The organism is Mycolicibacterium smegmatis (assembly GCF_001457595.1).
Taxonomy (GTDB): Bacteria; Actinomycetota; Actinomycetes; order Mycobacteriales; family Mycobacteriaceae; genus Mycobacterium; species Mycobacterium smegmatis.
In genome coordinates this window covers 3,814,563-3,835,323 of record NZ_LN831039.1, presented here as the reverse complement: position 1 = coordinate 3,835,323, position 20,761 = coordinate 3,814,563, and the positions used below count along the sequence as shown (strand labels likewise).

18 protein-coding genes are annotated in these 20,761 nt (G+C 67.2%); 3 read left to right on the top strand and 15 right to left on the bottom strand.

What is annotated here, in order from left to right:
- Nucleotides 1-168: 168 nt before the first annotated feature.
- Together AT701_RS18490 and AT701_RS18485 are read right to left on the bottom strand one after the other, a co-directional pair.
- Entirely contained in the window at nt 169-819 is a 651-nt protein-coding gene (locus AT701_RS18490) for a VldE C-terminal domain-containing protein (RefSeq protein WP_011729282.1), read from the bottom strand.
- A 101-nt stretch (nt 820-920) separates the two neighbouring features.
- On the bottom strand, nt 921-1,367 hold the full coding sequence (locus AT701_RS18485) for a hypothetical protein (protein ID WP_003895162.1): 447 nt from the start codon (nt 1,365-1,367) through the stop codon (nt 921-923).
- Nucleotides 1,368-1,924: 557 nt separating this feature from the next.
- On the opposite strand from AT701_RS18485, the gene AT701_RS18470 reads away from it, so the two are divergent.
- The gene (locus AT701_RS18470) at nt 1,925-3,253 is read left to right on the top strand and encodes an acyltransferase family protein (RefSeq protein ID WP_011729279.1); all 1,329 of its coding nucleotides are present in this window, start codon (nt 1,925-1,927) and stop codon (nt 3,251-3,253) included.
- Here the strand turns inward: AT701_RS18470 and AT701_RS18465 are convergent.
- The 6 genes from AT701_RS18465 to AT701_RS18440 all read right to left on the bottom strand — a co-directional run bounded on the left by AT701_RS18465 (nt 3,236) and on the right by AT701_RS18440 (nt 10,223).
- Nucleotides 3,236-3,814 carry a cytochrome b gene (locus tag AT701_RS18465; RefSeq protein WP_003895160.1) on the bottom strand — a complete coding sequence of 193 codons (579 nt, stop codon included), beginning with the start codon at nt 3,812-3,814 and terminating at the stop codon, nt 3,236-3,238. The genes AT701_RS18470 and AT701_RS18465 overlap by 18 nt on opposite strands.
- The gene (locus AT701_RS18460; RefSeq protein ID WP_058126372.1) at nt 3,811-4,899 is read right to left on the bottom strand and encodes a catalase family peroxidase; all 1,089 of its coding nucleotides are present in this window, start codon (nt 4,897-4,899) and stop codon (nt 3,811-3,813) included. Before AT701_RS18460 ends, AT701_RS18465 begins: the two co-directional genes overlap by 4 nt.
- A 60-nt stretch (nt 4,900-4,959) precedes the next feature.
- Complete coding sequence (locus tag AT701_RS18455; RefSeq protein WP_058126371.1) at nt 4,960-5,571, bottom strand: hypothetical protein; 612 nt, start codon at nt 5,569-5,571, stop codon at nt 4,960-4,962.
- An 8-nt stretch (nt 5,572-5,579) separates the two neighbouring features.
- Entirely contained in the window at nt 5,580-7,889 is a 2,310-nt protein-coding gene (gene aceA / locus AT701_RS35455) for an isocitrate lyase ICL2 (protein WP_011729276.1), read from the bottom strand.
- 173 nt (nt 7,890-8,062) lie between these two features.
- Nucleotides 8,063-9,352, bottom strand: coding sequence for a spinster family MFS transporter (locus tag AT701_RS18445; RefSeq protein ID WP_011729275.1), 1,290 nt, complete (start codon nt 9,350-9,352; stop codon nt 8,063-8,065).
- 19 nt (nt 9,353-9,371) lie between these two features.
- Nucleotides 9,372-10,223: an SDR family oxidoreductase gene (locus AT701_RS18440; RefSeq protein ID WP_029104152.1), complete on the bottom strand. Its 852-nt coding sequence runs from the start codon at nt 10,221-10,223 to the stop codon at nt 9,372-9,374.
- Nucleotides 10,224-10,609: 386 nt separating this feature from the next.
- Here AT701_RS18440 and AT701_RS35095 point away from each other — a divergent pair, with 386 nt between their 5' ends.
- A complete protein-coding gene (locus AT701_RS35095) occupies nt 10,610-11,689 on the top strand; it encodes a DUF7159 family protein (RefSeq protein ID WP_014877794.1) in 1,080 nt (359 codons plus the stop codon).
- Between the two features lie 3 nt (nt 11,690-11,692).
- Here the strand turns inward: AT701_RS35095 and AT701_RS18430 are convergent, their stop codons facing one another.
- The 4 genes from AT701_RS18430 to AT701_RS18415 all read right to left on the bottom strand — a co-directional run bounded on the left by AT701_RS18430 (nt 11,693) and on the right by AT701_RS18415 (nt 16,241).
- Complete coding sequence (locus AT701_RS18430; protein WP_011729272.1) at nt 11,693-12,703, bottom strand: hypothetical protein; 1,011 nt, start codon at nt 12,701-12,703, stop codon at nt 11,693-11,695.
- Nucleotides 12,700-14,031 (bottom strand): Dyp-type peroxidase, encoded by a 1,332-nt coding sequence (locus tag AT701_RS18425; RefSeq protein WP_011729271.1) that lies wholly within the window; start codon nt 14,029-14,031, stop codon nt 12,700-12,702. The genes AT701_RS18430 and AT701_RS18425 overlap by 4 nt, the downstream gene beginning before the upstream one ends.
- A gap of 2 nt (nt 14,032-14,033) precedes the next feature.
- The gene (locus AT701_RS18420) at nt 14,034-14,594 is read right to left on the bottom strand and encodes a hypothetical protein (protein ID WP_003895151.1); all 561 of its coding nucleotides are present in this window, start codon (nt 14,592-14,594) and stop codon (nt 14,034-14,036) included.
- A gap of 147 nt (nt 14,595-14,741) precedes the next feature.
- A complete protein-coding gene (locus AT701_RS18415; protein WP_058126370.1) occupies nt 14,742-16,241 on the bottom strand; it encodes an acyl-CoA synthetase in 1,500 nt (499 codons plus the stop codon).
- Nucleotides 16,242-16,336: 95 nt separating this feature from the next.
- Between AT701_RS18415 and AT701_RS18410 the strand changes: the two genes are divergently transcribed.
- A complete protein-coding gene (locus AT701_RS18410) occupies nt 16,337-17,560 on the top strand; it encodes a cytochrome P450 (RefSeq protein WP_058126369.1) in 1,224 nt (407 codons plus the stop codon).
- 75 nt (nt 17,561-17,635) lie between these two features.
- Here the strand turns inward: AT701_RS18410 and AT701_RS18405 are convergent, their stop codons facing one another.
- The 3 genes from AT701_RS18405 to AT701_RS18395 are packed head-to-tail and all read right to left on the bottom strand — an operon-like array spanning nt 17,636 to nt 20,612.
- Nucleotides 17,636-18,724, bottom strand: coding sequence for a galactokinase (locus AT701_RS18405; RefSeq protein WP_058127661.1), 1,089 nt, complete (start codon nt 18,722-18,724; stop codon nt 17,636-17,638).
- A 2-nt stretch (nt 18,725-18,726) separates the two neighbouring features.
- Nucleotides 18,727-19,809, bottom strand: coding sequence for a galactose-1-phosphate uridylyltransferase (galT, locus tag AT701_RS18400; protein ID WP_011729264.1), 1,083 nt, complete (start codon nt 19,807-19,809; stop codon nt 18,727-18,729).
- Entirely contained in the window at nt 19,806-20,612 is an 807-nt protein-coding gene (locus tag AT701_RS18395) for a DeoR/GlpR family DNA-binding transcription regulator (protein ID WP_058126368.1), read from the bottom strand. The genes galT and AT701_RS18395 overlap by 4 nt, the downstream gene beginning before the upstream one ends.
- Nucleotides 20,613-20,761 lie beyond the last annotated feature (149 nt).

Here is a 20,761-nt window from a genome sequence, read left to right as displayed (position 1 = left end):
GCTTTCCGGGTGCGGTCCAGCGCAGGTGATACTGGTTGTCGAACCGTGAACCAACTGGTGAGACGGATTGGATGCGCCGTCTGTCCGATCTTGAAAAGCGCATGAATTGTCCAGTCTGGATTGACTCCAAGAGATCTTGATGGTCGCGACGAATCGAAAACGGTGCGATCAGTTCGCCAAAGTCTTTGAATTCAGAAAATACATTTCTTTGCCGGTAGGGTAACCGCCGCCATTTGTGGCGATGTGGACGTGATCGAAATGATTGGCGGTCTCGTTGCCGTAATCGGCCGTCCAGCTCGGCGCGCCGATGCCCGGATAGAGACCCTGCCGCCAGATCACGTGCAGCACGCCCCAGCGTTTCGCGTTGGCCAACGCGAAACCGGCGATCTGGTTGCCCAACTCGATGCCCTTCTCGGACTGGTGATCCGGGATCATCACATCGATCGCCAAACCGTTGGGATGCCACTTCAGCGGATCCTGACGGTATCCGCCGATGGTCTTGATCTCGGGGAACATCACGCTGATGGCCCGTGCCGTCCAGATCGTGTTGACCTGCAGACCGGACTCGGGTGCGGCGCCCGGCGGCAGCGCGAACTGGAAATCGCGAGCGGCCGCGGGTGCGGCGGCAGCCAGCAACTCGGCGTGGGCGGGCGCAGGCGCGGACGCCGCCGCCGGTTGATCCGGTTGGGAGGCCGCCGCCGTCGGCCCGCAGCACGACGTATCGGTGCCCTGCGCATAGAACATCGCGGCGGCGACGCTGATCGAAACGCCGAACGCCAGCCATCGTCCACGACCATTTGCCAACCGGATACCACCCACGGCCAGCAATCTACTGCGGCGGAACTTCGAGAGGGTGCTCTTCGCGCGTGTTCGCCATGGCGAACTTCGCAGGGTTGTCTCCAGGCCGTGTCAGGGCTGCCTCAAAGGCAGCATGTCGCGACCATCTCTATGTAGGCGGCCGCGATGCCCGACATCCTGAACTCGGCTTCCAGGTCTGTTCCCGGCCCCAGCCCGTCCGGATGCAGGTCGAGCACGGTGGCGCGCCATGCGCGCGGCACCGAGCCGTCCCTGCAGGTGACGAGGGCGGCCCTGGCCTCATCCGGCAGCTCACGCCACCACCTGTCGAGGCGCAGACGCTCGTCTTCGAGCAGATTGGCTTCCGCCGAGCGCAGCTGCCACAGACGAGACTCCTGCGGTTTCTCGTCCCGATAGCTACGCACCGTGTGGGAGGCGATCTCGGCCGCCACGCCATCGGGAAGATACCCGTGCGGATTGGCGAGCAGGTCCGCCTGCATCCGACGGTCGAGTCGGTAGAACCACGCCAGGGGCGTGGGCCTGCTCGTCGGCCGGTATCGACGATGGTGCATGTGGTGGCGCCTCCAAACGCTGCCGGCAACGCGGCATGGGTAGACGAGAACGCGCAGGCAACCGGTGGAAGCAGGGATGCGGTGGAATTCCCGAGGGTGTCACCGACCCGGTGGTGGATCGGTGGAATGGGTCCAGCCTACCTGATCGCCGGGGGATGTCGGGCCTGTTACCGCCGACGTGATTGTTGCTTCACGCGTCGATGCCACCGAAATCCGGTGCGGTGCAGCGCATTCGAGTCCGCACAGTGAACCAGAAGCGGGCGAGGCGGGATATGAAGAAGTGCGCTACCCGTGACCTGCGGTGCGCCCGGTGCGAATGCTGAGTACGTACGAGTCTCGATCATCGGCACAGGAGGTTCGCGGTGACCGTTGTAATACCAAGTGCGCCAACGGGGTACACGCTGTCGCGGCGCGAGTTCCTCAGCGACGAGGAGCTCGTCACGTCCCCGCTCACCGATGTGTGTCAGATCGGGTTCGTGTGAGACCCGCCGAATCGAAGCTTGGATCGAGTAGTACTACGCATATCCCGGGGCCCCGCTGCGGGCACACTGAAACGCATGCCGACACCTGAAGCCGTGCCGACCCGGGCATCAGACGTCGACCGTGCCACGCGGCCCGACCGCGACCGTGCGGTCGACGTCGCGCGCCTCGCGGCGCTGGTCGCGGTGATGTTCGGGCACTGTGCCCTGCTGCTCGCGACGATCGACTCCACCGGCGTGCGCGTCGGCAACATCCTCGGCGCGCTGCCCGCACTGGCGCCCATCACGTGGATCCTGCAGGTGATGCCGCTGTTCTTCCTCGCGGGCGGAGCGGCAGGGACCTACAGCCGGCATGCGGGAACACCGTGGGGGACGTGGCTGTTCACCCGTGCCCAGCGCCTGTGCCGGCCGGTGTTCGCCTATCTCGCGGCGTGGGTGGTCGCCCTGGTCGCCGTGCACCTCACGCTGGGGGCCGATTCGACCGCGGCGCTGGGACGCGAGTGTGTGGCGCTGCTGTGGTTCCTGGGCGTGTACCTCGTGGTGTTGGCGTTCGTGCCGGCACTCACCCGTATGTCCTCGGGGCGTGCGGTGGGCGCGTTGGTGACCGCTCTTGTGGCGCTCGCCGCCGTATTCGACGGCCTGCGCTTCGCCGTGGGCACCCCTGCGGCGGGCACCGCCAACCTGGTGGTCGTGTGGCTCATTCCCGTGGTGATCGGCGTGGCCTACGCGCGCAGGCTCATCCGCCCGCGCATCGCCTTGGCCGTCGCGGTGTGCACCCTCGCCGGGCAGATCATGCTCGCGCTGGTCGGGCCGTACGACGTGTCACTCGTGGTGACCGGCGCCGAGCGCGTGTCCAACGTGTCTCCGCCCACGATGCTGCTCGCCCTGCACTGCACGTGGGTGTCGTGCCTGTTCGTCGCATGCGCCCGCGCCGTCGGCCGCTGGGCGCACCGGCCCCGCGTGTGGCACGTGGTCGCCGTCGGCAACGGGGGAGCGATGACGTTGTACCTGTGGCACATCCCCGTGATCGCCGCGGCGGCGTTGGGTCTGCACGCGCTCGGTCTCGACGCGTTCGACCCGCACGCCCCGGAATTCTGGGGGCTACTGGCCCTGCGCGCCGTGGTGTTCGCCGTGCTGATGGCCATCGCGTTTCGTTTGTTGTCGCCGATCGAGCACCGGCCGCTGCCCTGGTGGGATGACCAGGTGCAGGCGACCGGCGCCCGGTCGATCGTCGCCGGCGCGCTGATCTGCGTGGCCGGCGCGGTGCTGACGCTCATGGCCAAGAACGGTCTCGACGGCGTCGTGGGATGGTCGGCACTCGCCGGTTTCGTGGCGTCGACGGCCGCGGCCAGGCTGTGCGCGGGCCGGACAGGTCCGGCCGGGACCGGCTCAGCCGCGCGTGGATGACCCGAAGGTCATTCGGCGCAGCATCCCGTCACGCAGCGTGACGCTGTGCAGCAGCACCGCGCAGACGTGTGCTGCGATCGCCGCGACCAACAGGAACGCCGCCACCGTGTGCGCCTGGCGCAGCACGCCGTAGAGATCGGCGCTGAACGGTGCGATACGGGGAAGCCGCACGAGGTTGAACACCGCGACGTGATTTCCCGCGGCCGACAGCATCGCCCACCCGATCAGCGGCTGGGCGACCAGCAGGGCGTACATCGAAACCTCGGACAGCACAACGGCTTTGCGCTCGAGTGCGCCGACGGTCGACGGAAGCGGCGGGCCGCGGTGAAAGAGCCGGTTGCCGATGCGGATCACCACGACCACCAGGATCGTGACACCCAGTGCCTTGTGGATGACCAGCAGCTGGGCATAACTGGCCACCGAATTCACCATCACGAAGCCGATGAACAGCGCGGCGAAAACGAGAATCGCGGTGAGCCAGTGGAACACCCTGGTCGATACCGCGTGCCGTGCCTGTGTGGTGGTCGGTGCGATGGTCTCGTCGGTGCCGGTGGCCGTCACTGCGCCACCTCCTCGACCTTGTCGACCTGTACCTCGGGCGGGATCGACGGAGTCTCACTCGTGCGCAGCCGGTAGGACGCGGCGTAGGCCGCCGACCGCGCACTGAGCATCGGGTCCTCGGACGGCTCGATACCGTCGGGCAGCACCAGCGGATCGAAGTTGACGTCGCGTCCGTTGCCCGGACCGTCGGTCTCGACAGTGTCCAGGGTCAGCGTCCCTGCGTCGATGACGCGCCGATCGGCGGGCCAGGGCACGGTGGCGTCGGTGACCGGGTCCTGCTGCTCACCGACGGTGAGCAGCAGCCTCCACCGCACGGGACCGCTGCGTATCTGCCGGACCAGTGCGTCGAACAGGCGGTCGTCCCCGGTGCCTGCGGGCAGCGCTGCCTGCATGGGCTCCAACGACCAGCGCACCGGGGTGCGCACTCCCTTGTCGTCGACGAAGTAGAACGCCATCAGGCTGCGGAAGGTGCTGTCGGCGAAGCCGGGACTCGGTTTCGTGGCTTTGATGATGTCCAACGCGGCTTTGGTCTCCGGATGTGCGGCAAGGTACTTCGGCATCGCATCGGGATCCGGTTTACCCGTGGAGGGCAAGGGTTTTCCGGCCAGTGTGCGTTCGTAGAAACCCTCTGGTGTCTTGTCGGGGAAAACCGGCAGACTCAGCATGGCCGTCCGCCACTGCTGACCGGAGGGAAAGCCGAACGCCAGGCCCAGGCCACGGGCCAGCGACGGATCGTCGGCCACATGCGGGTCGCTGCCACCGAACGAGAACCGGCCGATGACCGGTGTTCGCCCGGGCGCCAACCCGGCGGCGCGGGAGATCTCCTGGCCGTTGCCATTGCTGTCGAAATAGCCGGATACCGCGACGCCTTTGGCATGGTTGGCGCGGTAGCCGCGGGGTCGGCCGCCGGGTGGGGCGAGCGCCTCGAGAATTGCTCTCGGGGTGAGTCGTTGCGTCCCAAGGGTGTTGGTGGCGAACAGCAACGCTCCGAGGTCCACGGCCAAGAAGCCGCCGATCGCCGCCGCTCCCAGCAGGACTCTGCGCCGGTTCAGGACCGGCTTGGGATTATCGGGCACGGCATTCATTAAGCCACAGGTCGGCGGCCGACGACTGCCCGAAAGTGATTACCGAAGTGTGACGGGTGCTCAAGGTCTTTGGCGCGCGGTGGGGTGGACCTGAACAGGATATCCCTTGCGCAGCGCGTGAATTGACAATTCCGGCGTGAGCACCGCTGCGAATTCCGGGCCGTACGCGGCAGGAATCACGCCGGTGTAACCCTGCGGCGACCAGCGGTGCAACCCGCCCTGCCAGAGGAGCCGAAAGTCGTTGTCGCCCATGAGGAGAAACGTACCGTCGGGCAGTGCGTCGAGGTGCGATGTGGTGCGCGGAAGCTGACGGGATGCGTTGACTTTCCTGTCCAGTTCCTGTGCGCCCCGGATCGGCTCGGGGTTCTGCGCACTGACCGCATCGATGTACGCACGGTAGAACTCGCGTCGGCATTCGCCGCAGGGCCGGTGCCCGGCGGCGAGTGCCACCGCTTCGTCGAGGAAGAACAACTCGGTGTATGTGCCCGGGCGCATCAACTCACGTCTGCGGCCCTTGAAATCGAGACGGCAGATCAGCCACGCCCGGTTTCGTGACGCGCGCACGATGCGCCCGGTGTCGTCGTGCAGGATGCCGCGGTTGCCCATGAAGGTGCCGCGCCCCGCCGCGGCGATGACGGCGCCGGTCGGGGCGACACGGTTCTGCAGCGGCATGCCGCTTTTCAGTCCTCCTTGCGGATCAGCCGACCCAGTGCCTCACGGTCGGAGGCCAGCAGTTCCTCGATACGGGGCTTGTTGACGTCGGCCACGATGATCTCGCCGACCTCCTGGTAGACATCGCTGAAGATGCCGTGCGCTTTCATCTTCTCGGTCTGGTAGATGTTGTCCTCGGTGGGCGTCACGTAATACACGATCTCGGCCTTGAAACGGTGGATCAGCCACAGGTGGATCAGGTCCATCAGGCGTTTCTTGCGCATCTGCTCAGCGAACGTGTTCTGGTCACGCACCGTGAGGATGCTGCGGCCGTGGCGATCCTTGATGGGGTCGACGACCACGTTGGCCAGCGGGTCTGTGCCGTCGCCGCCCTCGCCCAGGATCTGCAGGTCCAGCACGTCGGAACCCGCGCGCCGCGGGCGCAGTTGCACGTGGAGTTTTTCGGGCAACCCGTAGTGCTCGCTCCACATCGCGAGCCATTCCTCGAGCAGCTTCTTGGGCACCTCGGTTTGCACCAGGTGCTGGTGCTGCGTGGAGCCCTTGCCCATGGCCTTGGTGGTCGCTGTCCGTCCGGAGGACGCCGCCAGGGCCGCGTCGCTGCGTGGCCCGCCGACGAGCGTTTGCGGTGTGCGATAGGGGGATTCGACCAGGCGCATCTTGCGCTGCAGCCGGGCCAGCGCCAGCATGCCCTCCTGGCGCAGTGAGGTCGCGAACTCCTCGCACGCCACGCCGTCCACCTGGTGACCGCCGTAGGTGATGAAGTTGAAGACGAACCCCATCTTGCCGAGTTCCTCGGGGAACGCCCGCATCTCGTCGTCGGTCATGCCCGTGGTGTCCCAGTTGAACGACGGCGACAGGTTGTAGGCCAGCATCTGATCGGGGTACACGGCGTGGATCGCGTCGGCGAACTGCTTGGCGTCGGCCAGATCGGCGGTCTTGGTCTCCATCCACAGGATGTCCGCGAACGGCGCGGCGGCCAGCGATTTGGCGATGGCGTACGGAATTCCGCCGCGCACCTGGTAGTAGCCTTCCGGGGTCTTGGCCGGTTCGCAGTCCCACGCGACGTCGACGCCGAGTTCTCTCGCCTTGTTGGTGGCCGTGTACAACGGCGCTCTGGTGGCGAACTCGCGCCACTCGGCGGCGCTCATCGCGACGGATTCACCCTCACGTTCACGGAACTCGATGACCTCGGCGACCGCCTCGCCGTAGGTGTTGAGGCCCGCGTCGTCCTGCCAGGCGTCGACGAACTTCGACTCGACCGCGTCGTACAGGGCGTCGACCGAGGATGCGGCGCCGGACGTCCACGACTCGACCGCCGCGGCGATCTCGTCCATGATGCCCGCGCCGGTCAGCCACGCCTCGGCAGCTTCGTACTGGCCTTCGGGCAGGTCGTAGAGCAGGTGACCGTTGATCTCGGTCAGGCCCTGGTCGTAGAACCGCCGCATCATCGCCAGGAAACACGACTTGTACGACGGGATCTTGAGGTTGGTGACGCCGAGCAGGAACGGCTGATCCCGCTCGTCGGCGCGGCTGTCGATCAGGTTCGCGGCCTCGGCGTCGGTGCGCGCCACGATGATTCCCGGCACCCGCATGATGTCGAGCTGGAAGCGTGCGGTGTTGAGCCGTTTGATCTGCTCGTCCGACGGCACGAGCACCTTGCCGCCCTGATGGCCGCACTTCTTGGTGCCGGGCCGCTGGTCCTCGATGTGGTAGCCGGGCACTCCGGATTCAACGAAGCGACGGATCAGGTTGCGTACGTGCGGATCTCCGCCGTGGCCGGTGTCGGCGTCGGCGATGATGAAGGGCCGGTAGTCGACGGGCGGCTGGGCCTCGCGCTGTTCGGGCGTCATCTGCAGGCGCAGGTAGTGCTGGTTGCGGTCGGCGGTGAGCAGCGCCCGCACCAGGCCTGCGGCCTCGTCGGGAACCTGACTCAGCGGGTAGCTCGCGAGGTCCGGACCCGGATCCTCACTGATCGAGCCCTTCGCCGAGGTCGCCCACCCACCGAGGTAGATGCCGCCGATACCCATGCGTTTCATCACCACGGCCTGTCCCGGGGAGTACGGGCCGAACGTCGTGATGCTCTTCTTCTGGGCGAACAACTCGCGCAGGTAGGGGTGGAACGCCTCCGCGGCCTCACGGGCCACGGTGTGGTCGGTGGCGATCGTGCCGCGTTGCTCGACGACCTGACGGGCCGAGTACAGCCGGGTGATGCCCTCGAACCGTGGACTGTCGAAGTAGGCCTGCGTGGCAGCCACCTCACTGTCGAAGTCCTTTGCCGATGACGACAGGTTGTGTGCGTTGGCTTCGATTGTTGCCATATGTCCGCTCCTGACTCGGGTACCCCAATCATTGCCTCGAATCGGCGTGACGGGGCCGGGTTCAGAGTTTTTCCAGGACCTTCACCGCAGGGCGGGCAGGAACCCTATGGTGGGTCGACCGCGCGGCGTTGGCGGCGGGCACCACCAGGTTTGCCTCGCCGCGAGCGCAGAACTCAGCGAGCCTCTTCGATGATGTCGCGACGGTAGCGCGCCGAGGCCAGCCAGTAGCAGATCGCCCCGACCAGCTGCATCGCGGCCACCAGCAGGAGCAGGGCCCGACCGAGCGCCTGCGCGCCCAGGTCGTCGGTCAGCGAGTCGCTGAGCATCCCGACCACGAACGGGCCGACCGATCCGAACACCGCGTTGAAGAACAGGAACATCGCCGAGGCCGTCGCGCGCTGCTCGGGCAGCACCAGGCGCTGGATGGCCGCGATCGAAGGCGCCAGATACGACGTGCCGATCGCGTAGCTCAGCGCCAGGAAAAGTACGCACAGCATCCTGTCCTCGACGACGAACGCCAGCACCGAGGCAGGCAGCAGCACCAGCGTCAGCGTCACCACGATCCACAGCAGCCAGCGCGGGTCCCGTTCGGCCAACCGATCGGCGAGGCGTCCGACGATGAGCAGCCCGAGCACCCCGATCGCACCGGTGGCCAGGCCGTACTCGACGCCGACCTCACCGAGCGACATTCCGCGTGTGCGCATGAGAAACGCGGGGGAGAACGTGGTGAGCGAATATCCGGCTGCCGAGATGAACGCAGTGCCCGCCACGACGATGAGGAAGCTGGGCTTGCGCAGCAGGTTCCACCACCCGCCTGCGGTCTTGTCCACCACCGCAGGCGCCGCGGGCAACGACTGGCGCACCCCGACCACCAGCAGCACGAGCGGCGCGAGCACCACGCTCACCGCACCCATGATCACGAATGCCGTACGCCAGCCCAGGCTTTGGGCCAGCAGACCGCCGCCGAGCAGGCTGGCCGTGCTGGCCAGCGGTATGGCGATGGTGATCACCGCGAGCGGGGCCGAACGCCGCTGCGGCACGAAGTTGCGTGCGACGTAGGCGTGGGCGGCCGGGGTGCTGCCGGCTTCACCGATCGCGACGCCCACGCGGGTGAGGGCCAACTGGAACCCCGACTGCACCGCGCCGCCGAGCATCGTCATGGTGCCCCACAACGTGAGGCACCCGGCGACCACGGCGCCGAACGCGCCACGGTCGGCGACGCGCGCGACCGCGATGCCCATCACGGCGTACACGATGAGGAATCCGAACCCGTTGATGACACCGATTGCGGTGTCGGACAATTCAAGATCGTGCTTGATCGGCTCGGCCAGCACCGACGGCAGGAACCGGTCGACATAGTTCAGGGTGCCGACCAGCGCGAGCACGCCGACAGCGGCCCACGCCCGCCGAGGGCCGTGGCGGTCCGCGTGATCGGTGTCGATCGCCGCCTGTGGTGCTGACATCAGCGTCTCCTCGTCGGGATCAGCGCCCAGCGCCGCGTTTGAATCGCCACAGGTACTGCGCGAGCCCGCGCACCGGGACCGCGCGCGGCCAGGAGGTGGCGCGGAAGTACGCGTCGGACCCACCGTCGACGAAGACGACGCTGCCGCACAGGAAATCCGCGGAATCCGAGAGCATGAAGCAGATCCAGTCGGCCAGCTGCCCCGCGTCGCCGAAACCTCCGATGGGCACCGGGAATGCGCGTACGGCCTTGGATTCGAGTGGTTCTGCGAGCTGGCTCTGCAGCAGCGGAGTCATGATCGCGCCCGGCGCCAGCGCGTTCAGGCGGATGCCGGCACCGGCCCACGCCGCACTCACGGCAGTACGCCGCACCCAGCGGCTGACCGCGATCTTGGACGCCGCGTACATGATCGGCGTGCCTGCCCGGCCCAGCACCCGTACCGTGCGGACCGCCTTGTCGGTGTCGCGGGCCAGCAGGGCCCGGATCGCGCGTGCCGGGACGGCGGGCGTCGTGGTGGTGGAGTTGCTGCTCAGCACGACGACCTTCGCCCGGTCGGCGGCAGCGAGCGCGGGACGCCACGCCTCCAACAGTTCGACCACGCCGAGGAAGTTGACCTCGGCGATGAGCCTCGGGCGCTCTGCGCCGGGCCCGGGCCCGAGGCCCGCGGCGAGCACCGCGCCGTCGAGCCTGCCACCGGAGAGCCTCATGACCTCGTCGGCCGCACGGCGGCGGCCCTCCGGAGTCGACAGATCGGAGACCACCTCACCCTCTTTGAGGTCGACACCGATGACGGTGTGGCCTTGTTCCCGCAGCTTCTGGGCCGCCTGGTATCCCATTCCGGATGCCGCTCCGGTGACCGCGTACGTGCCGATGATTCCTCCTGGACAGCCGCCGACAGAAAACGTCGACAGAAACTGTGGCATACGCCGTCACCGTGTCCGAGCAGCGGTTGCACCTGGCGGGACGCCGCAGGCGAACCGCGTGCCCGCATTAACCGGATTCTCATTTGATGAGGACTTGATGAAAATCTTGCGGATTCGCCGTGAACGCGCCCCGGCGGCGGCGTATAGATCGGCGTATAGATCGAGGTCAACGCGCGGGTAACGCGCTCGGGGTGGACGTCGATAGATGCGGCAAGGCGGTGTTCTGACGTGATCGTTGTGCAATTGGCGGTCGATCTCGGGATGCCGTCCGGCAACGACCGAAATAGGCTCGTCGCCGATCACGCCGGCACTGCGACTGAATTGGGGCCATACGGGTGAAGACGGTATTGGGATTGTCGGCGACGTCCGCGGGCGTCGGCTGGGTCCTGATCGATGAACGGGCCGGATACCCCGACACCGACGCCGCAGTTCTGGACGACGACGCCTTCGAGGTGGACGCCGACGACGTGCTGGCCGAGCGCTGTGCCGCCGCGGCGCGCGGTGCCCGGGGGATCGCCGCGTCGAGCGGTGACGACATCGGGGCCATTGGCCTGATCTGCAGCGACGACGTCGGCGTCCACGCCGAGGCGATCGTCGCAGCGCTGAAGTCCGCCGGTTTCGACGATGTACGGACCGTGCCGCGGGAGTTTCTCGACGACGGCGACGCGGGTGAGCTCGAGGCGACGGCACTCGCCGCCGCGCAGGCCGTGGCCACCGACGCGGTCCCGGCCGCGCGGGTGAGGTGTCTGCTGCCGCCGTGCCGGCACCGGAGCACGGCGCTGCGCATCGCAGGCACCGCGGCCGCCGCGGCGGTGGTAGCGCTGTCCGCCGTCGGGTCGACGTTCATCGCCGGCGAGACCGAACCAGAGGATCAGGCGCTGACCGCAGGCGGCCCCATCCAGATCGTCACCGCCGCAGTTCCCCACATTCCGCAACCAGACACCGTGCGGACGGTGACAAAACCTGTGCGGCAGTCCACGTCGAAGGCGTCATCGACAGCTTCCGGGTCGGTCACACAGAGGGCGTCAGAGCCGCAGGTGCTCTTCGCGCGCCCGCAACCGCAACCGGCCGCGGTGCAGCCTGTGCAGCAGGCCGCTCCCGAGGTCACGCCGGCACTCGGCGTGCAACACCTGCAGAACCCGGTCGGCGCACCCGAATTCGCACCTCCCATGCCGCACCTGCCCGAAGGCATGCCCGCGGGAGCGATGCCGGTTCCCGGTGTGTTGCCCGGCCCCGTGAACGCACCGGAAACCCCAGAAATACAACCAGATTCGCAAGTGATCATCCCGCAGGCGGCCGAGGCGCTACCCGGGCCCGCGGAGGCATCGGCGCCGCCGGCCGAGGCGCCGCTGCCCGGACTGGTTCTCGCACCGCGCCCGGTATCGCTGAACCCGCTGGTTTCCGGTCTGCCGTGATCCTCACGCCATGGTGGCGAGGTTGTGCCACAGGCGCTTCAGGCTGTCGGTACCGCCGAACAACGTCGTGAAATTGGTGGAGTCGACGAGCACGATGTCCCCGGCGCGTTCGCCGTCCGGCGGCATCCAGATCAGTGCGTTGAACTCGGTGTTGCCCGCCTCGGTGAACGGGTGTGGCCGAGTCAGGTCCACACGCTGACGGCCGAGGACCCGCAGCGTGTCGCTCTCGGGCGCCGTGAGCTGGTAGTGCGGCAGGTGCGGATGGAAGTTGAAGGTCGGTACGTCTGCCAGCAGTCCCGGTCCGTCAAGATCCCGTACCGCGGTCAGCGGGGCGATCTCGGAGGTGCCGGCGACCGTAGCCGGTCGCAGACCCCACATGTTGTGCACCGGCACGCCGAGCGCGCGCATCAACGATCGCGTGTACTGGCCGAAGCGTTGTTGCCGGGGGACCAGCGCATCGCCGTGGTGCAGATACTCGACCTGCCGCCGGCCGAAGTCGGCGGTGTCGCCCACGTCATGGTGTGGAGCCAGCAGCAGACACGTTCCTTCGCGACGTAGCCACCCACGGATCGCCTCGACCTCTCCGGTGTCGGCCTCCTGCTCGGAGAGCACGTGGTCGAGGCCGAACACCATGAGGGTGTCGCAGTCGGCCAGGATGCGCTCGTCGATCGGCAGTCGGTACCCGGCCTGATCGATGCGCTGGAACACCGCGACCGGATGACCGGTGACGTCGCCGACCAGGGTTTGGAACGCCAGCGTCGAACGATGGAACAGCTCAAGGGTTCCCGCGATACCCTGCAGGAAGTGGGCGGAGTCGTACTCGGTTGTCTCATACGACGGCCACAACACGTTGCGCACCTCGGTCATCGTCGAAAACCGGTTCTCCATCGCGGCCGGGTCTCGCTGTGACTCCCAGGGGTAGCTCCAGGTCCAGTAGATGCTGATGCGTCTGCGGCCGTTGCGCATACGCGGTATGTGGGCCTGGTTGTACGTGCGCGCCGGTCCGCCCGTCATGCCGTCACCTCGTCTTTCAGCGCAGCGAGGTATCGCAACGCCGAGATACCGGGAAGGAAGAAGTACGCGCCGCCTCTGACCGAGGTGAACGCAGGAAGTCCCTTGTGGACCTTACGGATCGGCCGCTTGGGCACGGTGAAATCCATGGTCCCGTCCTGGGTCCCGCAGATCGGGTCGTGCTCGTTGCCCAACTCGTGGAACGTCTTGTCGTTGATCCACACATTCTGGGCGAACTCGAATTGGCGGACGAGGTCCGCGCAGATGATGAACGCGGCGATACCGCGCTCCACGCCGTCGTCGGGCGCCCCCTCCGGCAGGGCGGGACCGTAGGTGGCGCCGCGCCGGATCATGCGTCGCCGGTTCATGTAGTGCGCGGTGTCACGCGGGTTGAGTCGGCGCGCATGCGATCCCAGCGGGCATGCGTAACCGAACGGGTCCATGTCCTTGTAGTTGAAATTGTTGTTGCGCATGGGATCTGCTCCGAGTGCTGGATCGTCACACTCGGGCGCGAGTACCAGCGGCGCACCGCTGCGCCACCGGCCCATGAACTTCGCGGCCAGCAGTGCCTCGCCGGCGGGATCGTCGGAATGTTCGCGCAGGTACTCGCGAAACACTCCGACGTGTTCCTGCAGCCGCCGGTAGGCCATGAAACTGCCGTTGCGGGACAACACCACGGGCTGGGGGAGATGTGCGACCGGACCCGATTCGTCGGGATAGCCCAGGATGAACTCGCCGGGTTCGAGGGCGTCGCCCGAACCCGGGGTCGGTTCCTCACCCGAATACTTCATCACGGGTTGCGACAGGCGATCGCGGAAGCCGAAGTGATCGTGCGCGTGGTCGAACGGCGGTGATGCGTTGAGATCGAGGTGCGACAGGCTGCGCACACCGTTGGTGCGGCTCAGCAGGCGGTCGTGTTCGCTGATGGACTTCCGGCATTGTTCTTCGTTGCGGGAGAACAGGATCGCGATCGCATGCAGGTCGGTTCCCGCCAGTCCGCCCGGCCAGTGCTCGGGTGCGTTGGCGCCGGTGTCGCCGAGGATGCTCGCGCGCGCGGCCATACCCTCGCGGAACTCGTCCGGAAATGTCGACAGGGACTCCTCGGGCACGCCGAGCGCCCGCAGCCCGGTCCATGTGAACGCCAAAGTGACCCAACGGTCAGAGGTGTCCATCGATGCCCGGACATCGGCCGCGGACTGCACCTTGTCCAGAAGCGCGGTGAGCCAGGCACGCCCACCGGCGGGGGTGTCAAATGTCAGGAATTCGTATCGCCCGGTGATGGCCGGTGTGCGGGTCAGCAGGATGTGCTGGATGTCGTCGAGGTCGAGCACTGTCACTGCATCTGGTCGAGCATGGTCGAGAACGCCGACTTGAGGCGCAACGCCTTCTTGATCTCGTCAGCCGTCACGTAGGGATACTCGCCGTACTCGAGGAAACTCGGCACCTGATGCTCCCGGACGAACCGGATGAACGCATCCGGATTCTCTTTCCAATCCGCCGGAAATCCTTCGAGATTTGTGAAAACGGTAGTAATCCCGGTGGCGCTGAACAGTTGTACGGCGTCTTCGGTGTACTTGTCGAAGTCCGTATCGAAGATTCCTTGATATTGGAAATGCAATCCCGACCCGACGTCGAACAGCAGCCAGCGCAGATAATGCAGTCGCAGTGGTGCGAGGACTTCGGGTGTGTCCGCGACTGCGTCTTGGATCTGTTTGCCGTATGCGCGTACGGCCTCTTCGCGACCCTCTTTGACCTTCGCGATGATGGAGAATCCGTGGCATGCGGGCGTTCTCGGGAAGACGGGTCCGTAACGGCCCCGTTCGAGTTCGAAGTATCCGTCCGGCGGTATCGCCATGGCGGCGGGTGTGATCCAGTCGGGGTCGGTGGCAGTCATTTTCTGCCTCCCTCTTCGAAAGTGGTGCGGCGAATTTAGCACCCTTCAGTTGCGCGGTTGCCCGAACGGCGAATCGGCGCCCTGCGATTGTGAAACCTCTGCGATTCTTTGCGAGTTTTCTCGCTGAGGTTTCACGCTCGCGGACGGTCAGGCGGTGAGGGCGGTGCGCGCGATGTCCCGCACGCGGTCCTTGGCGATCTTGCCGTTGCCGGTGAGTGGCAACTCGTCGACGAACAGCACCTCTCTGGGTCGCTTGAATGCGGCGATGGCCGAGCGCACATGGTCGATCAGGTCGTCCGGGCGCGGGTTGCGTCCCGGCACCGGGACGACCACGGCACATACGGCCTCGCCCCAGTAGTCGTCGGGCACACCCACCACAGCGACCATGTCGACGTCGGGATGCCCGGACAGCACGTCCTCGACCTCCCTGGACGAGACGTTCTCACCACCGGTCACGATGATGTCCTTGAGGCGGTCCACCACGAACAACCGGCCCGTGTGGTCGAGTCGTCCGATGTCGCCGGTGTGCAACCAACCGTCGACCGTGCTGGGGCGGTCGGGCCAATACCCGCGCGCCACCTGCGCTCCGCGCACCACGATCTCGCCGATCCCGCCCGGCGGCAGCGGCGCCCCGTCGGCGTCGACGATGCCGATCTCGACCCCGCTGTGCGGGTGCCCGGCGCTCACGAGCACCTCGGGGTGGCCCGCCGCGCCGGCGCGGTGGTCGTCCGGGCCGAGAAATGTGACATTGCCGCCGGTTTCGGTCATGCCGTACCCCTGGTGGAACTCCACCCCGAGGGCCTCGATCGCGCGGCGCAGCAGGTCCAGCGGCATCGCGGCGGATCCGTAGGCGACGGCCTCCAGGGTCGGCAGTGTCGTACCGGTGCTCTCCACATGGGCGAGCAGGGCGTGCAGCATCGTCGGCGCCAACGAACACGACCGCACACCGTGGGCGCGTACCTGAGCGGCGAACGACTCGGGCCGGAACCGTGACATGAGCACCACCGTGGCGCCGACGGCGTGCTGCACCAGCATGTTGTAGCCCGCGATGTGGCACATGGGGAAGGGCAGCAGGTACACACCGGCCGGCGTCACCGACCGGCCGTCGACCGTCCCGTGTACCGCCGCGAGAATCGAACGATGGCTGTGCACAACACCTTTCGGTACACCGGTGGATCCGCTGGTGAACAGCAGCCAGGCCGGGTCGCCGGGTTGCGCTTCGGCGTGATCAACCTCGGGCGCGGCTGCGGTGGTGCTCACGGCGTCCCGCCAGGCCGGCGAGCCGAACGCGACGGAGTCGATCTGCGGCAGCGCGTCGAGGTACACGGTGTCGCCGAGGACCAGCGCGGGACGCGTCGTCTCCAGTTGCGCGGCCTGCTCGGCGGGGCTGAGGCGCTGGTTGATCAGCGTGAGGACGCGTCCGCCGAGCGGCACGGCGTAGTAGAGCACGGCGTACGCCGGGCTGTTGTCGGCGATCACCGCCACCCGGTCGCCGGGCTCGGTGCGGCTCGCGATCCAGCGTGCGACAGCGCGGATCTGGTGGTCGAACTCGGCATAGCCGATCGTCGAACCGTCGTCGGCGATGATCGCCGGACGGTGCGGTGCGGCCGCCGCGACGGACGAGATCAGCTGGTGCAGGAGGCTCATCGGATCCTTGACCGTGCAACTCGGCGACTGCTAGACATGGCCTCAGTCTAGATATTGGGCGATCGCCCAAATTCGGCGCGTGACAGAGGTGAGCGATGACGGTCGACGACAGCGGTGTCGTGGTCACGGACGTGGCGGGGCCCTACTACGACCCCTACGACGTGGGTATCGTCGCCGACCCCTACCCGGTGTACGCCCGGTTGCGCGACGAGGCCCCGCTCTACCACAACGAACGCTACGGCTTCTGGGCGCTGTCACGCCACGCCGACGTCGAAAGCGCCCTGGCGAACTGGGAGACGTTCTCCAACAGTCGCAGCGACATCCTCGAGCTGGTGAAGTCGGACTTCGACATGCCGCCCGGGGTCATGATGTTCACCGACCCGCCCATGCACACGATGCTGCGCGGGCTGATGTCGCGGGTGTTCACGCCGCGGCGGATGGCCGAGATCGAAGACCAGATTCGGCGGTACTGCGTGCGGTGCCTGGACCCGCTGGTGGGATCCGACCGATTCGACATCATCGCCGAGCTGGCGTCGACGATGCCGATGCGCGTCATCGGGATGCTGCTGGGCATCCCGGAATCCGAGCAGATCGGGGTGCGCGACGCCAACGACGCCAACCTGCGCACCAAGCCCGGTGCCCCGATGAAGGTGGCGCAGGCCGACAAGATCGCCGACGGCCGGATCTACGCCGACTACGTCGAATGGCGGTCGAAGAACCCGTCCGACGATCTGATGACCGCGCTGCTGGGTGTTGAGTTCACCGACGAGCACGGCGTCACCCGCAAGCTCACGCGCAAAGAGGTGCTGCACTACACGCAGGTGGTGGCCGGGGCGGGCAACGAGACCACCGGCCGGCTCATCGGTTGGCTGGCCAAGGTGCTCGCCGAGCATCCCGATCAGCGACGGCAGATCGAGCAGGACCGCTCATTGCTGACCCGCGCCGTCGACGAGACCCTGCGGTTCGAGCCGACCGGGCCGCACGTGGCCCGTTGGGTCGCGCGCGATTTCGAGGCCTACGGGCAGACCGTGCCCGCGGGCAGTGCGATGTTGCTGTTGTTCGGTGCGGCCAACCGGGATCCGCGCAGGTACACCGACCCCGACGTGTTCGACATCCACCGCGACAACATCAGCCACCTGACCTTCGGCAAGGGCCTGCATTACTGCCTTGGCGCGAATCTCGCGCGTCTGGAGGGGCGGGTCGCCCTCGACGAACTGCTCAACCGCTTTCCGGAGTGGGACATCGACTACTCGACCGCACGGTTGGCGCCGACGTCGACGGTGCGTGGATGGGAACGCCTCGACGTCTTGGTGGGCTGAGCGCTCGCCGTTCGTGACGTGACGGCGGTGCCGAGCGCGATTTTCCGCCGTGGCGTTACGCGCGGCGGCAGATGTTCAGACGATGCCCGCCCCCGGCGCGGCCTGCGCCCGGCTGATCGTGGGCTCGGGATGACCGGCCGCGACGACCGTCGAGCGCACGGTCTCGGCGACGGAGTCGGCGAGATCTTCGGGCACGAGGGCGATCACGCAGCCGCCGAAGCCGCCGCCGGTCAGCCGGGCGCCGAGCGCTCCGGCCCGCACGGCGGTGTCGGCGATCAGATCGATGTGCGCGGTGGTGATCTCGAAGTCGTCACGCATCGACGCGTGCGATGCCGTCAGGATCTCGCCCGCCGTGGCGAAATCGGACTGTTCCAGGGCCGCAACGACATCGAGCACACGCTGGTTCTCGGTGAGGATGTGGCGCGCGCGGCGGAAATCCTCGTCGTCGGTCACCGCATCGAGCGCGTCCAGGCCACGGTCCTGCACCTCGCGCAACGACTCGACGCCCAGTGCCGCCGCGACCCGCTCACACGACGCCCGTCGCGCGGCGTATTCACCGCCGGCATGACGGTGCGGCGCACGCGAATTCATCACCAGCAGCGTCAGACCCGCGGTCTCGGGGGTGAACGGGACCTGGTGCACCGAGAGTTCGCGGAAGTCGATCAGCATCGCGCGGCCGGGTTCGCCGAACAACGACGCGAGTTGGTCCATGAGGCCTGTCGGGGCGCCGACATAGACGTTCTCTGCGCACTGCGCGATGCGGGCCTGCTCGACGCGGTCCATGTCGGACCCGTGGGTCAGCGCCGACAGCACGGCGCACTCCAGCGCGGCCGACGACGCCAGACCGGACCCCATCTCGACGTCGCTGGTGATCGACATGCGTCCGCCCTCGACCCGGTGGCCCCGGTCGCGCAGCGCCCACACCACGCCCGCGATGTAGGCCGCCCATCCGGTGATGTCACCGGGTGTGGTGTCGAGCGGGACCACGACATCGCCGGACTCCTGCGCGCTGGACACCGTGATGGCCTCGGAGTCGTCTGGTTGGTAGCGCACCACGACGCGTTGGGGAAGTGCGATGGGTAGTGCGAGACCCAGGTTGTAATCGGTGTGCTCGCCGATCAGATTGATCCGCCCTGGGGCGGCGTAGGTGACCGTATCGCCCACCGTCACACCTCTCGAAGTCGCTGTGCGACGCTCTCGGGCGTCACATCGCTGATGAAAGCATCCATCGCCGATTCGCTTCCGGCGAGGTATTTGAGTTTGTTCTCGCTGCGCCGCACCGACATCAACTCGACGTGGAAGTACCCCTCGCGCTGCCGTTCGCTGTCGCGGTACTGGTGCAGCGCCGAGATGTACGGCAGCTCCGTGGGATACATGCGATCGAACCGCTGCAGCACGTCACGATAGATCTCGGTGAACTCGTCGAGTTCGGAGTCGTCGAGATCGAGCAGGCTGTGCGCGAACCGGTTCGGGTAGATGTGCACCTCGACCGGCCAGCGCGCCGCGAACGGCACGAACGCCGTGAACGAATCGGTCTGCGCGACCACACGCACACTGTCGGCACGTTCGCGTGCCAGCAGATCCGCGAACAGGTTGGTGCCGTTGCGGGCGCGGTGTTCCCCGGCGACGCGCAGCATCTGCTCGGTGCGCGGCGTCAGGTACGGGTAGCCGTAGATCTGCCCGTGCGGGTGGTTGAGCGTGACGCCGATGGCCTCGCCGCGGTTCTCGAAGCAGAACACCTGCTCGATTCCGTTGCGGCTCAACAAATCCGCGGTGCGGTGTCGCCACGCCGACACCACGAGGCGGGCGTGGGGGAGCGGCAGTTGCGAGAAGGCGCCGGTGTGGTCGCTGGAGAAGCAGATCACCTCGCAGCGACCGTGCCCCGGTGCCGACAGGAACTCCGCGCCCGCGGTGTCGGGCAACGTGAACTCCCCGCCGCCGGACAGGCTGGGGAAGCGGTTCTCGAACACCACGACGTCGTAGTCGGGTGCGGGCACCTCGCTGGTCTCACCGGTGGGGCCGGGGCACAGCGGGCACTGATCGGCCGCGGGCAGATAGGTGCGGTCCTGGCGCAGCGCGGCGATGACCACCCACTGACCGGTCTGGCGGTCGAAACGCAGTTCGGACTGCTGGTTTCCGCGTGGCGGCAGGGGTCTGCGGTCGCCGACCGGGGCGGGCGTGTGCCCGGGCAACGAGAAGTACAGCTGTTCGCGGCCGTCGGCGAGCGTCCAGCGCAGTGGTTGGGTCATGGTTGTGTGGTCACCTCGGCGGTCATGACGGTGCCGACGAGCCCGGCCAGCGTCGCGCGATCCGCGTCCGCCAGTCTGTCGTCGGTGATGAGCGTGTCGACCTGCCTGAGGTCGGCGAAGACATTGGTGCCGGTCTCGCCGTACTTGGTGTGGTCGGCCAGCACGACGAGCTTGGCGCCGATGGCGATCAGCGCCCGGTTGGTATGTGCCTCAGCGATGTTGGGTGAGGTGAGCCCGGCGTCCGGATCGATGCCGTGGACGCCCACATAGGTGGCGTCGACCCGGAACGACGCGATCGCCGTCTCGGCGACCGGACCCACCAGGGCATCCGACGGTGTGCGGGTGCCCCCGCACAGATGGACCGTCGGTCCCTCGGTGCCGTCGTCGGCGGTATCGGCGGTACGGCCGGTGAGCACGTCGAACACCGACAGCGAATTGGTGACCACGGTGATCGACGGGCGCCGGCGCAGCCGTCGGGCCAGCTCGGTGGTCGTGGTGCCCGCGCTGAGTGCGATCGTGACCCCGTCGTCGATGGTCGAGGCCGCCAGTTCGGCGATCGCGGCCTTCTCGGCGCGCTGCTGGGCGGCCTTGACCGAGGAGCCGGGTTCCTCGCCGCGGTGGTGCCGGCTGACCGCGCCGCCGTGCACCTTGCGCAGCAGTTCGTCGGCATCCATGGCGTCGAGGTCGCGCCGCACCGTCATCTCGGAGACACGCAGCCGGGAAGCGAGGTCGGCGACCCGCACGGCCCCGCCGCCCTCGTCGAGGGCCCGCAGGATCGCCCGGCGGCGTTCGGCGGCAAGCATGATCGCGGAACACCTCCTCGGACGCGGCGGGTTTGGGTATTGCTGACGTGGGGAATCGAACAATAACAAACAAAATCGAACCCAGGGTGACATACCCTGGCGATCAAGCTGTTACCTTCTGATTGTTTTTGTCGAATCTTGAACCACTC

What these genes read in the sequence shown, in the direction of transcription:
- AT701_RS18485 (WP_003895162.1), bottom strand. Translation starts at nt 1,367, where the DNA reads ATGCACCATCGTCGATACCGGCCGACGAGCAGGCCCACGCCCCTGGCG.
- AT701_RS18470 (WP_011729279.1), top strand. Translation starts at nt 1,925, where the DNA reads ATGCCGACACCTGAAGCCGTGCCGACCCGGGCATCAGACGTCGACCGT.
- AT701_RS18460 (WP_058126372.1), bottom strand. Translation starts at nt 4,899, where the DNA reads ATGAATGCCGTGCCCGATAATCCCAAGCCGGTCCTGAACCGGCGCAGA.
- AT701_RS18455 (WP_058126371.1), bottom strand. Translation starts at nt 5,571, where the DNA reads ATGCCGCTGCAGAACCGTGTCGCCCCGACCGGCGCCGTCATCGCCGCG.
- aceA (WP_011729276.1), bottom strand. Translation starts at nt 7,889, where the DNA reads ATGGCAACAATCGAAGCCAACGCACACAACCTGTCGTCATCGGCAAAG.
- AT701_RS18445 (WP_011729275.1), bottom strand. Translation starts at nt 9,352, where the DNA reads ATGTCAGCACCACAGGCGGCGATCGACACCGATCACGCGGACCGCCAC.
- AT701_RS18430 (WP_011729272.1), bottom strand. Translation starts at nt 12,703, where the DNA reads ATGACGGGCGGACCGGCGCGCACGTACAACCAGGCCCACATACCGCGT.
- AT701_RS18420 (WP_003895151.1), bottom strand. Translation starts at nt 14,594, where the DNA reads ATGACTGCCACCGACCCCGACTGGATCACACCCGCCGCCATGGCGATA.
- AT701_RS18415 (WP_058126370.1), bottom strand. Translation starts at nt 16,241, where the DNA reads ATGAGCCTCCTGCACCAGCTGATCTCGTCCGTCGCGGCGGCCGCACCG.
- AT701_RS18410 (WP_058126369.1), top strand. Translation starts at nt 16,337, where the DNA reads ATGACGGTCGACGACAGCGGTGTCGTGGTCACGGACGTGGCGGGGCCC.
- galT (WP_011729264.1), bottom strand. Translation starts at nt 19,809, where the DNA reads ATGACCCAACCACTGCGCTGGACGCTCGCCGACGGCCGCGAACAGCTG.
- AT701_RS18395 (WP_058126368.1), bottom strand. Translation starts at nt 20,612, where the DNA reads ATGCTTGCCGCCGAACGCCGCCGGGCGATCCTGCGGGCCCTCGACGAG.